Source organism: Pseudoxanthomonas sp. LjRoot143 (genome assembly GCF_964252945.1).
Classification (GTDB): domain Bacteria; phylum Pseudomonadota; class Gammaproteobacteria; order Xanthomonadales; family Xanthomonadaceae; genus Pseudoxanthomonas_A.
Genome location: NZ_CAXUPM020000001.1, coordinates 384364 through 397173, shown reverse-complemented (window position 1 = coordinate 397173; position 12810 = coordinate 384364). Strand labels below are relative to the sequence as shown.

General features: G+C 66.9%; 10 protein-coding genes and 1 riboswitch. Of the genes, 5 read left to right on the top strand and 5 right to left on the bottom strand.

Features of this window, described 5'->3' with window-relative positions:
• Window positions 1-15: 15 nt before the first annotated feature.
• Entirely contained in the window at window positions 16-987 is a 972-nt protein-coding gene (locus ACSQ1W_RS01805; protein WP_436041434.1) for a phosphatidate cytidylyltransferase, read from the top strand.
• A gap of 48 nt (window positions 988-1035) precedes the next feature.
• Window positions 1036-2901, top strand: coding sequence for an ATP-binding cassette domain-containing protein (locus ACSQ1W_RS01800; RefSeq protein WP_436041433.1), 1866 nt, complete (start codon window positions 1036-1038; stop codon window positions 2899-2901).
• Window positions 2902-3012: 111 nt separating this feature from the next.
• Here ACSQ1W_RS01800 and ppc read toward each other — a convergent pair whose 3' ends face one another.
• Window positions 3013-5736, bottom strand: coding sequence for a phosphoenolpyruvate carboxylase (gene ppc / locus ACSQ1W_RS01795; protein WP_436041432.1), 2724 nt, complete (start codon window positions 5734-5736; stop codon window positions 3013-3015).
• A 153-nt stretch (window positions 5737-5889) separates the two neighbouring features.
• Window positions 5890-6015: riboswitch (S-adenosyl-L-homocysteine riboswitch) on the top strand.
• A gap of 34 nt (window positions 6016-6049) precedes the next feature.
• Between ppc and ahcY the strand changes: the two genes are divergently transcribed.
• The 3 genes from ahcY to ACSQ1W_RS01780 all read left to right on the top strand — a co-directional run bounded on the left by ahcY (window position 6050) and on the right by ACSQ1W_RS01780 (window position 9101).
• Window positions 6050-7492 carry an adenosylhomocysteinase gene (gene ahcY / locus ACSQ1W_RS01790; protein ID WP_436041431.1) on the top strand — a complete coding sequence of 481 codons (1443 nt, stop codon included), beginning with the start codon at window positions 6050-6052 and terminating at the stop codon, window positions 7490-7492.
• 85 nt (window positions 7493-7577) lie between these two features.
• Window positions 7578-8414: a methylenetetrahydrofolate reductase [NAD(P)H] gene (gene metF, locus ACSQ1W_RS01785; protein WP_192270378.1), complete on the top strand. Its 837-nt coding sequence runs from the start codon at window positions 7578-7580 to the stop codon at window positions 8412-8414.
• A 93-nt stretch (window positions 8415-8507) separates the two neighbouring features.
• Window positions 8508-9101 carry a hypothetical protein gene (locus ACSQ1W_RS01780; RefSeq protein ID WP_192270380.1) on the top strand — a complete coding sequence of 198 codons (594 nt, stop codon included), beginning with the start codon at window positions 8508-8510 and terminating at the stop codon, window positions 9099-9101.
• 12 nt (window positions 9102-9113) lie between these two features.
• Here the strand turns inward: ACSQ1W_RS01780 and ACSQ1W_RS01775 are convergent, their stop codons facing one another.
• The 4 genes from ACSQ1W_RS01775 to rimK form a co-directional block, all read right to left on the bottom strand.
• Window positions 9114-10478 carry a sensor histidine kinase gene (locus tag ACSQ1W_RS01775; RefSeq protein ID WP_436041430.1) on the bottom strand — a complete coding sequence of 455 codons (1365 nt, stop codon included), beginning with the start codon at window positions 10476-10478 and terminating at the stop codon, window positions 9114-9116.
• Window positions 10465-11148, bottom strand: a complete 684-nt coding sequence (locus tag ACSQ1W_RS01770) for a response regulator (RefSeq protein ID WP_192270384.1) — start codon at window positions 11146-11148, stop codon at window positions 10465-10467. The genes ACSQ1W_RS01775 and ACSQ1W_RS01770 overlap by 14 nt, the downstream gene beginning before the upstream one ends.
• 5 nt (window positions 11149-11153) lie before the next feature.
• Window positions 11154-11633: a hypothetical protein gene (locus ACSQ1W_RS01765; RefSeq protein ID WP_436041429.1), complete on the bottom strand. Its 480-nt coding sequence runs from the start codon at window positions 11631-11633 to the stop codon at window positions 11154-11156.
• Between the two features lie 291 nt (window positions 11634-11924).
• A complete protein-coding gene (gene rimK, locus ACSQ1W_RS01760; RefSeq protein WP_436041428.1) occupies window positions 11925-12800 on the bottom strand; it encodes a 30S ribosomal protein S6--L-glutamate ligase in 876 nt (291 codons plus the stop codon).
• Window positions 12801-12810 lie beyond the last annotated feature (10 nt).

The following is a 12810-nucleotide window of genomic DNA, read 5'->3' as shown; positions in this document are numbered from 1 at the left end:
GACGCGATCCGACGCATGGACACCCTGCCCTTCAACGGCTTCATCCGCACCGCCATCGCGCAGGCACCGGGCAAGTTCTGGTGGGTGATCGGTGGCGTGATCGCGTTGCTGGTGCTGGCGTCGACCATCGGCTGGGTGCTCGGCAGGCGCAAGCCGTCGGCGGTGATCGACAACCTCAACGCCCGCATCAACGCGTGGTGGGTGATGGTCGGCGTGCTGCTGGTCTGCTTCCTGATCGGCAAGATCGCCACGCTGGTTCTGTACGCGCTGCTGTCGTTCTTCGCGCTGCGCGAGTTCCTGACGCTCACGCCCACGCGCCGCGGTGACCATCTCGCGCTGTGCCTGTGCTTCTACGTGGCGATCCCGCTGCAGTACTGGCTGATCGGCGTGGACTGGTATGGCCTGTTCGTCATGTGCATTCCGGTGTACGGCTTCCTGCTGCTGCCCGCCGTCACCGCCCTGCAGGGCGATACCGAGAATTTCCTGGAGCGCAACACCAAGGTGCAGTGGGGGCTGATGCTCACCGTCTACTGCCTGAGCCACGCGCCGGCGCTGATGCTGCTGGACATCCCCGGCTACGAGGGGCAGAACCTGATGCTGCTGTTCTACCTCTTGCTGGTGGTGCAGTTGAGCGATGTCCTGCAGTACGTGTTCGGCAAGCTGTTCGGCAAGCATCTGCTGGCTCCCAAGGTCAGTCCGTCCAAGACCGTCGAAGGTCTGGTCGGCGGCGGCCTGTCCGCGGCGGCCATCGGCGCCGCACTGTGGTGGGTCACCCCGTTCACGCCCATGCAGTCCGCCCTGCTGTCGCTGCTGATCGTGCTGTGCGGCTTCCTGGGCGGGCTGGCACTGTCGGCGACCAAGCGCAGCCTGGGCGCCAAGGACTGGGGCGAGATGATCGAGGGCCACGGTGGCGCCCTCGACCGGCTGGATTCGGTGGTGTTCGCCGCCCCGGTGTTCTTCCACGTGGTGCGCTACAACTTCCAGTAGCCCGCCACGGCAGCGCGGGAACGCCGCCGCGCCGGCTACAATGGGCGCATGTCCCTGATGCAATTCCAGCGGGTCGACTTCAGCGTCGGCGGGCCGCTCCTCCTCGAACACGTCGACCTGTCCATCGAACCCGGCGAGCGCGTCTGCATCGTCGGCCGCAACGGCATGGGCAAATCCACGCTGATGCGCCTGATGGCCGGCGAACTCAAACCCGACGACGGCGAGATCCGCGTGCAGAACGGCGTGGTCGTCGCGCGCATGGCGCAGGAAGTCCCGCAGGACACCCAGGGCACGGTGTTCGATGTGGTGGCCGAAGGACTGGGCGACCTCGGTCATCTGCTCGCGCTTTACCACCACGCGCTGCACGACGGCGACATGGACGCGATGGGCGAGGCGCAGGCGCAGATCGAAGCGCGCAACGGCTGGGACCTGGATCGCCGCGTGCAGCAGGTACTCGAACGGCTGGAACTGCCCGAGGAGACCGACTTCGCCGCGCTGTCCGGCGGCATGAAGCGGCGCGTGCTGCTGGCGCAGGCGCTGGTCCGCGAACCCGACATCCTGCTGCTGGACGAACCGACCAACCACCTCGACATCGAGGCGATCGCCTGGCTGGAAGGTTTTCTGAAGTCGTTCGGCGGCAGCATCGTGTTCGTCACCCACGACCGCAGCTTCCTGCGCTCGCTGGCCACGCGCATCCTCGAGATCGACCGCGGCCAGCTGACCAGTTGGCCGGGCGATTACGACAACTACCTGCGCCGCCGCGAAGAGCGGCTGCATGCCGAGGCGCAGGAAAACGCGCGCTTCGACAAGCTGCTGGCGCAGGAAGAAGTCTGGATCCGCCAGGGCATCAAGGCGCGCCGCACCCGCAATGAAGGTCGCGTCACCGCGTTGAAGGCGATGCGTCGCGAACGCGCACAGCGCCGCGAGCTGTCCGGGAACGTCAAGATGGAGGCCGCCGCCGCGCAGGCCTCCGGCAAGAAGGTCATCGAGGCCACCGGCGTCACCCAGGCCTACGACGGCCGCACGCTGCTGGACGATGTGTCGGCGACGATCATGCGCGGCGACCGCGTCGGCATCATCGGGCCGAACGGCGCCGGCAAGTCGACGCTGTTGAAGATCCTGCTGGGCGAACTGGCCCCGCAGCAGGGCGAAGTGAAGCTGGGCACCGGCCTGCAGATCGCCTATTTCGACCAGCACCGCAGCCAGCTGGACGAGTCGCGCACCGCGCTGGAGAACGTCGCCGAAGGCAGCGATTTCGTCGAGATCAATGGCAGCCGCAAGCACGTGATCGGCTACCTGCAGGACTTCCTGTTCTCGCCCGAGCGCGCCCGAGCGCCGATCACCCGCCTGTCCGGCGGCGAGCGCAACCGCCTGCTGCTGGCCAAGCTGTTCGCGCAGGCGTCCAACCTGCTGGTGATGGACGAACCGACCAACGACCTGGACGTGGAAACGCTGGAGCTGCTGGAAGAACTGCTGCTGGACTACAAGGGCACGCTGCTGCTGGTCAGCCACGACCGCGACTTCCTCGACAACGTGGTCACCAGCACACTGGTGCTGGAAGGCGAAGGCCGGCTGGGCGATTACGTCGGCGGCTATTCGGACTGGCTGCGCCAGCGTCGCGCGCCCTCGGTTGCCGCCAGCACCGCCGTGCCGGTCAAACCTGCGTTGTCGAAGCAGCCCGAACCGGTCGCCGCCAAGCGCAAGCTGGGCTTCAAGGAGCAGCGCGAACTGGAGCAGCTGCCGGGGCGCATTGAGGCACTGGAGAGCGACATCGCCACGCGTACCGAAGCCATGAACGGCGCCGCTTACTACCAGCAGTCGCCCGCCGATCTGCAGCGCGCGAACGACGAGTTGGCCGCGAAACAGGCCGAGCTGGACCACGCTTACCAGCGCTGGTCGGAGCTGGATGGTTAAGTCAGGAAGCTTTGAATCAGGTGTGGGAGCGACGTAAGTCGCGATGAAGCATTACCGATGTTCCATCGCGACTTACGTCGCTCCCACATCCCACACCACTTACCCCTGTGCTCACCCGGTGTTCTGCACGCCCTGCGACACGCCGTTGATGCTGGCGACCAGCGCATGCAGCAGCGCGTCGTCCTCGCGGTCGCTGTCGCGCCAGCGCTTCAGCAGGTCGGCCTGCATCACGCTGATCGGGTCGATGTAAGGATTGCGCAAGCGGATCGACAGCGCCAGCCGCTGGTCGTGCTGGAGCAGCCAGTCGTTGCCATTGAGCGCCAGCACCCAGCGCAGCACCGACGCATGCTCGCGCTGCACGCGCGGGAAGAACTCGCCGTGCAGATCGCCGGACATCTTCGAGTACATCTCGGCGATGCTCAGGTCGCCTTTCGCCAGCACCATCGACACGTCGTCGAGGAAGGTCTTGAAGAACGGCCAGTCGCGGGCCATTTCCTTCAGCGCGTCCTCGCCGTACGTGTCCACCGCCGCCTGCAGGCCGGTGCCGACGCCGTACCAGCCCGGAATCACCGCCCGCGCCTGGCTCCACGCGAACACCCAGGGAATCGCGCGCAGGTTGCCCAGCGCCGCGTCCTGTCCCAGCCGACGCGACGGGCGAGAGCCCAGCGTCATCCGCTCGATCACGTCGATCGGCGTGGCCGTGCGGAAGTAGTCCATGAAGCGCGGCGACTGCACGAAGGCGCGGTACGCTTGCGAACTTTGATCGGCGACGAGCGCCATGATGTCGCGCCAGCGCGCTTCGCGCGGTTCCGGCGGACGCGGGCGCACGCTGGACAGCAGCACGGCGCCGACCGCCTGCTCCAACGAACGCAGCGCGAGCGCACGGATGCCGTACTTGCGGTGGATCACCTCGCCCTGTTCGGTCACCCGCAGGCGTCCGTCGACACTGCCGCGCGGCGCCGCTTCCAGCGCACGCGTGGTCTTGCCGCCACCGCGGATGATCGAACCGCCGCGGCCGTGGAAGAAGGTCAGCCTGATGCCCAGTTCCTGCGCGGCATCGACCAGTTCCACCTGCGCCCGCTGCAGCCCCCAGCGCGAGGCCGCGATGCCGCCGTCCTTGCCGCTGTCGGAATAGCCCAGCATCACCATCTGGACGTTGCCGCGCGCGGCGAGATGGGCGCGGTAGACCGGGTCGGCCAGCAGGTCGCGCAGCACCCCGGTGCCATGGCCCAGGTCGTCGATGGTTTCGAACAGCGGCGCGATATCCAGGGGCACCTGCCCTGCGTCGTCGACCAGGCCACCGCGCCGCGCGAGCGCCAGCACCGTCAGCACATCGGCGCGACTGTGCGCCATGCTGATGATGTAGGTGCCCAGGGCATCGGTACCATGCCGCGCGCGCGCATCGGCCAGCGCGCGGAAGACTGCATCGAGGCGTTCGTTGCCCTCCTGGTCAGACGCCGGCAGCGCGGTCTCGCCACTGGCGTAGGGGCCGAGCAGCGCCGCACGCTCGACGGCATCGCGTTCCTCCCAGTCGGCATCGCCAAGCGCGGCCGCGACCGCACGCGCGTGCACGCTGGACTCCTGGCGCACGTCCAGCCGCGCCAGATGGAAGCCGAACGTCCGCACCCGCCAGGCCAGCCGCCGAATCGCGAACCAGCCCGCGTGGATGCCGCGGTTCGCTTCGAGACTATGAAGGATCAGATCGACGTCGCCCGCGAGTTCCTCTGGCGACGCATAGGCCGCCGGCTTGTCCTCCAGCGTCGCCTGCAGGCGCGCACGCATCAGGTCGTTGAGCAGGCGGTATGGCATGTCGCCGTGGCGCGGACGCGACTTCTTCGCGGCCTCCGGCAGCAGCGCACGGTACTCGTCCACCCGTGCCAGCACCTCCGGCGACACCCCGATGACGGAGGTGGACTGGCTGAGCAGCGTGGTGAGCTGGCGCAGTTCCTTCAGGTACCGCGTCAGGATCATGCGGCGCTGGGCATCCAGCGTGGCGGTGATCGTGCCGGCATCGACGTTCGGATTGCCGTCCATGTCGCCGCCGACCCAGGTGCCGAACCGCAGCACGCGCGGCAGATGCGCGGTGACCTGCGGCGCCGCACCGTAAACGTCGGTGATCGCGTTCTCGAAGGTCTCGTACAGCACCGGGATGACGCGGTAGAGCACTTCGACCAGGTAGAAACCGACGTGTTCGCGTTCGTCCTCGACGCCGGGGCGGACCGGCGAGGAGTCCGAGGTCTGCCACGCCGACGTCAGCGCCATGCGGAAACGCGCGATATCGGTGGCCAGTTCGCCGGGCGTGCGCGTGCCATCCAGCCCGTTGATCAGGCTGGCGACCATCAACTGCTCCTTCTCGAGCAGCGCGCGGCGTACGGCTTCAGTCGGATGCGCAGTGAACACGGGCTCCACGTCGATCCGCGGCAGCCAGTCGGCCAGTTCCTCCAGGGTCACGCCCTGCGCCTTGAGCTTGGCCAGCGTGTCGTGCAGGCCGTCCGGCTGCGGCCGTGCGCTGCCGGCGCGCTGGTAGTCGCGGCGGCGACGGATGCGGTGCACGCGCTCGGCGATGTTCACCACCTGGAAGTAGGTACTGAACGCACGGATCAGCGACTCCGCCTGCTCCGGCGCCTGGCCCTCAAGCAGTCCGGCCAGCGATTGCGGCGGCTCACCCGCCTGGCGGCGCGCGATCGCGGTGGTGCGCACCCGTTCCACCTCGGCCAGGAATTCGGGTGATACCTGTTCGGCCAGCATGTCGCCGACCAGCGCGCCCAGCCGGCGCACGTCCTCACGCAGGGGAACATCGGGCGGGGCGAATTCGAGACTGCGGGGGCTGTTCATGCGCGCGGCGTGGTTCCCGTCGTTCGTTTGGTCGTGATTGGTATTGTCCCGATGGACAACTGGTCTGCTGCAAGGCAGCAATCCGAAGCCTAACCGATCACATGGAGCCGTGCGCCATCGTTTCATCCGGAACAAGAGATATAATGGCCGCCCTTCGCCGAGGGGCGCTGCGACCGTGACATGTGCGGATCCTTCCGCAAGCCTGCACATCCCTGTGCAGACTTTCCACATAGTCCGGCCAGGCTCGGTGGAATGAACCTGCAACGGCGCCCGGCTAACCTGCGACACAGATCGCACAGACCGGAGCAATGCCATGAACGCAGTACGCACGTTTTCGACCGAGGGCGACTACAAGGTCGCCGACATCACGCTGGCCGACTGGGGCCGCAAGGAGCTCGACATCGCCGAGCACGAGATGCCCGGCCTGATGTCGATCCGCCGCAAGCATGCCGCCACCACGCCGCTGAAGGGCGTGCGCGTGACTGGCTCGCTGCACATGACCATCCAGACCGCCGTGCTGATCGAGACGCTGAAGGACATCGGCGCCGACGTGCGCTGGGCCTCGTGCAACATCTTCTCGACCCAGGACCACGCCGCCGCCGCGATCGCCGCCACCGGCACGCCGGTGTTCGCGTGGAAGGGCGAAACGCTGGAGGAGTACTGGGACTGCACGCTCGACGCGCTGACCTTCACCCTGGCCGACGGCACCTTGACCGGCCCGGAGCTGGTGGTCGACGACGGCGGTGACGTGACCCTGCTGATCCACAAGGGTTATGAGCTGGAACAGGGCGACGAGAGCTGGGTGAACTCGGCTTCGGGTTCGCATGAAGAACAAGTCATCAAGAACCTGCTCAAGCGCGTTGCCAGCGAGCGCCCTGGCTACTGGACCCGCGTGGTCAAGGACTGGAAGGGCGTGTCGGAAGAAACCACCACCGGCGTGCATCGTCTCTACCAGCTGGCCGAACAGGGCAAGCTGCTGATCCCGGCGATCAACGTCAACGACTCGGTCACCAAGTCGAAGTTCGACAACCTGTACGGCTGCCGCGAATCGCTGGCCGATGGCCTCAAGCGCGCACTCGACGTGATGCTGGCCGGCAAGGTCGCGGTGGTCTGCGGCTACGGCGACGTCGGCAAGGGCTCGGCGGCGTCGCTGCGCGCCTACGGCGCCCGCGTCATCGTCACGGAGATCGACCCGATCTGCGCACTGCAGGCGGCGATGGAAGGCTATGAAGTCACGACCGTAGAGGACACCCTCGGCCGCGCCGACATCTATGTCACCACCACCGGCAACAAGGACATCATCACCCTCGCCCACATGAAGGCGATGAAGGATCAGGCGATCGTCTGCAACATCGGCCACTTCGACAACGAGATCCAGGTCGATGCGCTGTACGCGTCGGGTGCCACGCGCACCAACATCAAGCCGCAGGTCGACAAGTTCACCTTCGGCAACGGCAACGCGATCTTCCTGCTCGCCGAAGGCCGCCTGGTGAACCTCGGCTGCGCCACCGGCCACCCGAGCTTCGTGATGTCGAACTCGTTCTCGAACCAGACCCTCGCGCAGATCGACCTGTGGGCGAACAAGGATGCGTACGAATCGAAGGTGTACATCCTGCCCAAGCAGCTCGACGAGGAAGTCGCGCGCCTGCACCTGGAGAAGATCGGCGTGAAGCTGACGAAGCTCACCAAGGACCAGGCCGACTACCTCGGCGTTTCACAGGACGGCCCGTACAAGCCGGACCACTACCGCTACTGATCGACGCAGTGCACGGGGGCGGCGCCACGCCGCCCTCTCGATCCACGGCAGGCGCGGGGATGCGCCTGCCCCTCGGGGCCTCTCCATGCCGATCCCGGTTTCGTTCGAGTTCTACCCCCCCAAGACCGATGAGCAGCGCGCGCAGCTCGACCGCACCGCGGACAAGCTGAAGGCGCATGCGCCCGAGTACGTGTCGTGCACGTTCGGCGCCGGCGGCTCCACGCTCAGCTACACCTCCGAGACGGTCCGCCACCTCAACCAGCACCACGGCTTCGATGCCGCGCCGCACCTGTCATGCGTGGGCGGCAGCCGCGAGGAAATCCGCGAACTGCTGCGGCTGTACCGGGCGCTCGGCTGCAAGCGCATCGTCGCGCTGCGCGGCGACCTGCCGTCCGGTATGGGTCATCCCGGCGACCTGCGCTATGCCTCGGAACTGATCGAGTTCATCCGCGCCGAACACGGCGACACGTTCCATATCGAAGTCGGCGCCTATCCCGAGACGCATCCGCAAGCGGAAGACGCACTCACCGACCTGCGCCATTTCAAGGCCAAGGTCGACGCGGGCGCCGATGGCGCGATCACGCAGTATTTCTACAACCCCGACGCGTATTTCCACTTCGTCGAGGCGGTGCGCAAGCTCGGCGTGGAGATCCCGATCATCCCCGGCATCATGCCGATCTCGAACTTCGCGCAGCTGCGCCGCTTCTCCGAAGCCTGCGGTGCGGAAATCCCGCGCTGGGTTGGCAAGCGCATGCAGGCGCTGGGCGACGACGCCGACGCGATCCGCGATTTCGGTGCCGACGTGGTGGCCAACCTGTGCGAACGGCTTGTGGCCGGCGGCGCGCCGTCGCTGCATTTCTACACGCTCAATCTCGCCAAGCCCACGCAGACCGTACTGTCGCGACTGGGCTGGTCCGCCTGACACCCCGCCGGTCATCCGACCGGCAGGTGAACGACAACGCCAATCCGTGCGCGCCAGCCATGACCGGATCCGCGTAGCGGATTAGTCTGCGCCATGCGTTCCGTTCCCTTCCTTGCCATGGTCTGCCTGCTCGCGCCCGCGTGGCTCGGCGCACCCGGGGCAAAAGCACAGCAGCAAGGTGTGCACCGCTGCACCACGATGTCCGGCGAGACGGTCTACACCGACAAGCGCTGCGAGGATGTCGGCGCCATGGATCGCTTACCTACGACCACCAGCACGGTCGCCACTGGCGCGCTTTATCGCGGCGGCTGCTCGCGGACGCTCAGTGATCTGGTGATGCAGGTGTCGTCCGCCATCCAGGCGCAGGACGTGAACCGCCTTGCCGGGATCTACCACTGGACCGGCACCTCGGACGCCGGCGCGCTGCGCATCCTCGATCGGCTGGACGTGGTCGCGCAACGCCCGCTGGTCGACATCGTCCCCATCCGTCCCGCCCCCGCGCCGGTGCTCGATACCGACGGCGCGGTGGTCGATGCCAACCGGGATGGCTACTACCCGCAGACCACCACCCAACGGCAACGTCCTGTCGGACTGCGCGTGGTGCAGACGCTGAAGAACAGCGCGACGCCTGCCGACACGACCTTCGGGCTGCGACGCGCCTACAACTGTTTCTGGATCACCCTGTAACGACGTCCGCCGTCAGGCGTCGCGCGGCTGTTCGTCGGGCGGCGCACCACGATCCGGCGAGAACCGCAACGTGGCCACCACGCCCTTCGGTTCTCCCGGGCGCACGCCCACCTGCCATCCGTACAACGCGCACAGGCGACTGACGATGGACAGGCCGATGCCACCGCCCTGCGAATGGCCGGCGTGGGTACCGCGGTACCCGCGCTCAAACAGGCGCGCCGCATCCTCCTTGCTCAGGCCGGGGCCGGAGTCGATGACTTCCACGGCATCCGGCAACAGGCGCACGACGACCTCGCCTTCCTTGGTGTACTTCACCGCGTTGCCGATCAGGTTGCCCAGTGCGACCGACAGTGCGGCCTCGGGCGAGTCGACAGTCACGCCGCCCTCGCCTTCGACACGCAGCACCAGCGGCTTGCCGCCCAATGTCGCGCGATGCGCGTCCAGCAACTGGTCGACGACGCGCGCGACATCGGTGTTGCCATGCCCGCGCTCGTTGCGGGACAGCAGCAGCAGCGCACTGATCAGGTCCGTGCATTGCTGTTCCGCGCGCTGGATGCGCTGGATGCGGATACGCGTCTTCTCGTCCATGTCCGGCCGCGACAGCATCAGCTCGACCGAGCCACGGATGATGGCCAGCGGCGTGCGCAGTTCGTGGCTGACGTCGGCGTTGAACTCGCGGTCGCGCTGCACCACCTCGGTCAGGCGCCCGGAATAGTCGTCCAGCGCCTTCGCCAGTTCACCCACTTCGTCCTGCGGAAAGTGCGGCGCGAGCGGCCTCGGGTTGCTGCTGCCGCGATACGCGCGGAGCCGCGCCGCCAGCTCGGAGACCGGACTCATCACGCGGGAGGCCGACCACCACCCCACGACCAGCGAGAACGCCGTGAACAGGAGGATCGAGCCGTACACCGTCCGCTTGAACTGCACCTCGGCACGCGCGGTCTGGCCCATGTCGTAAGCGATGAAGAACCATACCTGCGGCGTCTTCCGGACGCCGAGCTTGTACAGCGACGGCCGTCCGTCGTCGCCCATGGCGGTGATGCTGTGGATGCCATCCGGCAACGCATACCACTCGGGCCGATTGACCCGGACACTCTCGAACTTGTCCGGGAGGTAGTAGTACGCCTTGATCTGCTCGACGGGCGCGCCGACGACCCTGCCATTGGTCTGGATGAATCTTCGCCAGGACTCGTCGAGGTTGCGATTCATCACGTCTTCGACGAGCTGGTCCTCCACGCGCTGCCGCGCGAGGATCGTCGCGTAGGCGAACAGGACCGTCAGGCCGAAGCCCAACAGCACGAACGACAGGATGATGCGGGTGCGCAGCCGCCGCCGGAAGCGGCGGTGGCGGCGGGGTTTCGACGACTCAGTTGTTGGCATCGGGCGCGGCGATGCGGTATCCGATGCCGTGGCGCGTCTGGATGTAGGGCGAGTCGAACGGCTTGTCCACCACGGCGCGCAGGCCGTGGATGTGCACGCGCAGGGAGTCCGAATCCGGCAGCTCTTCGCCCCAGACGCGCGTTTCCAGTTCCTGGCGCGTCACCACGGCGGGCGAGGCTTCCATCAGCGCCTGCAGGATTTTCAGCGCCGTCGGGTTCAGCTGCAGCAGCTTGGCCTGGCGACGCACCTCCAGCGTGTCGAGGTTGTACTCCAGCTCGCCGACCTCCAGCACGCGCGTCTGCACGCCCTTGCCGCGGCGCGACAGCGCATTGAGGCGGACTTCGACTTCCTGCAGCGCGAACGGCTTGATCAGGTAGTCGTCGGCACCGGAATCGAAGCCTGCCAGCTTGTTGTCCAGCGAATCGCGCGCGGTCAGCATCAGCACGGGCGTCTGCTTGCGCGCTTCGTTGCGGAGCTTGCGGCAGACTTCCAGGCCATCCATGCCCGGCAGGTTGAGGTCGAGGACGATCGCATCGAACTCATGCACCACCGCCAGGTGCAGACCGGTCACGCCGTCGGCCGCGAAGTCGACGGTATGCCCCCGCTCCTCCAGGTAGTCGCCGAGGTTGGCGGCGATGTCGCTGTTGTCTTCGATGACGAGGATGCGCACCGGGCTCAGCTCCCCTTGTTGAAAGTGCCCGACGGATTGCGGCGCATGGTTTCCTGCGCTTCCTGGGCGTCGCGGCGGCGCTCGGCCACCGTCTTGCACTGCGTGGTGGTACGCAGCGAACCGATCTGCGCTTCACGACGGCACACGAGCCGGCTGTCGGCGGCAGCCTGCGACAGGATCTGGTTGATGGTGTTTTGCTCGTTCAGCAGCTGCGTCTTCTGCTGCGGGTTGAGCGAACCGCCGTTCTCGTTGACGATCGCCGCGAGCCTGCCGAGCGACTCCTTGACGCTGGCGCGATCCGCAGCCGCGATCTCGGCGTAGGTTTCGCCGTCGTCGAGTTGCTTCTGGATCAGTTCGACCTGCTCGGGCAGCGGCTTGTTGAGATCAAGCGCCTGCGCCTTCTGGGGTTTGTCGCGGGGGGCGGCATGGGCGGCGGCCACGAAAGCCAGTGCCACCAATGCAGCGAGAATCGAGCGGCGCATCATGCGTCCTTTCCGTAGTGAGAGTTACCGAATTTATCCAGCGCGGGACGGGGCGGCAAGTGGCATCGGCGTCACGGCGCCCGGATAAAACAAGGCCCAGGCGGGTGGTCGCCCGCCTGGGCCAAACAATTGCCCCGATTACCGTAATCCTGTGCTTTCCAGATGTATCCACCGGGAGGAACGCAGAGCTTCGGTCCGGACAAGGCTACGCGGTTTTCGATTAAACCACCGTTAAAGAGCGCGTTAATTCTGTGTGAAATATCGACTCGAGGTCACGTGAAACGGTCGCGAGCCCTATTCAGCCCGGGCAGCGAGGTAATCGACGATGCGCCCGGCGACGTCCACGCCGCAGACCCCCTCGATGCCTTCCAGGCCGGGGGTCGAATTCACCTCCAGCACCAGCGGCCCTCGCTGGGCGCGGATCAGGTCCACCCCGGCGACGCCGAGCCCCAGCACTCTCGCCGCCCGGATGGCCACCGCACGCTCCTCCTCCGTGGCCTCGGCAAGCAGTGCCGTCCCGCCGCGATGGAGGTTGGAGCGGAAATCGCCCTCCGGCGCCTGCCGGCGCATCGACGCCACCACCTCGTCGCCCACCACGAAACAGCGCAGGTCGGCGCCTTCGGCCTCGCCGATGAACTCCTGCACCACGAAGCTGGCGTACAGGCCCCGCAGGGCTTCCACGACGCTGCGGGAGGCGGAGGGCTTCTCGGTCAGCATCACGCCGGCACCCTGCGCGCCCTCGTTCAACTTGATCACGTGCGGGGGCGGCCCCAGCATCGACAGCAGATCGGCCGTGTCGTCCGGGTTGTCGCCGAAGACGGTGACCGGCAGATCGATGCCTTGCGCGGCCAGCAACTGGTGGGCGCGCAGCTTGTCGCGCGCCCTCAGGATCGCGTCGGAAGGATTGGGGCTGTAGGTGCCCATCAGTTCGAACTGGCGCAGCACCGCGGTGCCGTAACGCGTGATCGACGCACCGATGCGGGGAATGACGGCGTCGTAGCCCGCGAGCGATCGCCCCTTGTAACGCAGCTGGAATCCGCTGGACGAGATGCGCATGTAGCAGCGCAGCGGATCCAGCACGCGCACCGTGTGCCCGCGCTGACGCGCTGCTTCGACCAGGCGACGCGTCGAGTACAGCTTGCCGTTGCGCGACAGGATGGCGAGCTTCATGGGGAGTCGG

Bases quoted from the DNA above. Each gene is read 5' to 3' on its own strand.
- ACSQ1W_RS01775 (WP_436041430.1), bottom strand. From the start codon at position 10,478: ATGCCAACAACTGAGTCGTCGAAACCCCGCCGCCACCGCCGCTTCCGG.
- ppc (WP_436041432.1), bottom strand. From the start codon at position 5,736: ATGAACAGCCCCCGCAGTCTCGAATTCGCCCCGCCCGATGTTCCCCTG.
- metF (WP_192270378.1), top strand. From the start codon at position 7,578: ATGCCGATCCCGGTTTCGTTCGAGTTCTACCCCCCCAAGACCGATGAG.
- ahcY (WP_436041431.1), top strand. From the start codon at position 6,050: ATGAACGCAGTACGCACGTTTTCGACCGAGGGCGACTACAAGGTCGCC.
- ACSQ1W_RS01765 (WP_436041429.1), bottom strand. From the start codon at position 11,633: ATGATGCGCCGCTCGATTCTCGCTGCATTGGTGGCACTGGCTTTCGTG.
- ACSQ1W_RS01780 (WP_192270380.1), top strand. From the start codon at position 8,508: ATGCGTTCCGTTCCCTTCCTTGCCATGGTCTGCCTGCTCGCGCCCGCG.
- ACSQ1W_RS01805 (WP_436041434.1), top strand. From the start codon at position 16: ATGGACACCCTGCCCTTCAACGGCTTCATCCGCACCGCCATCGCGCAG.
- rimK (WP_436041428.1), bottom strand. From the start codon at position 12,800: ATGAAGCTCGCCATCCTGTCGCGCAACGGCAAGCTGTACTCGACGCGT.
- ACSQ1W_RS01800 (WP_436041433.1), top strand. From the start codon at position 1,036: ATGTCCCTGATGCAATTCCAGCGGGTCGACTTCAGCGTCGGCGGGCCG.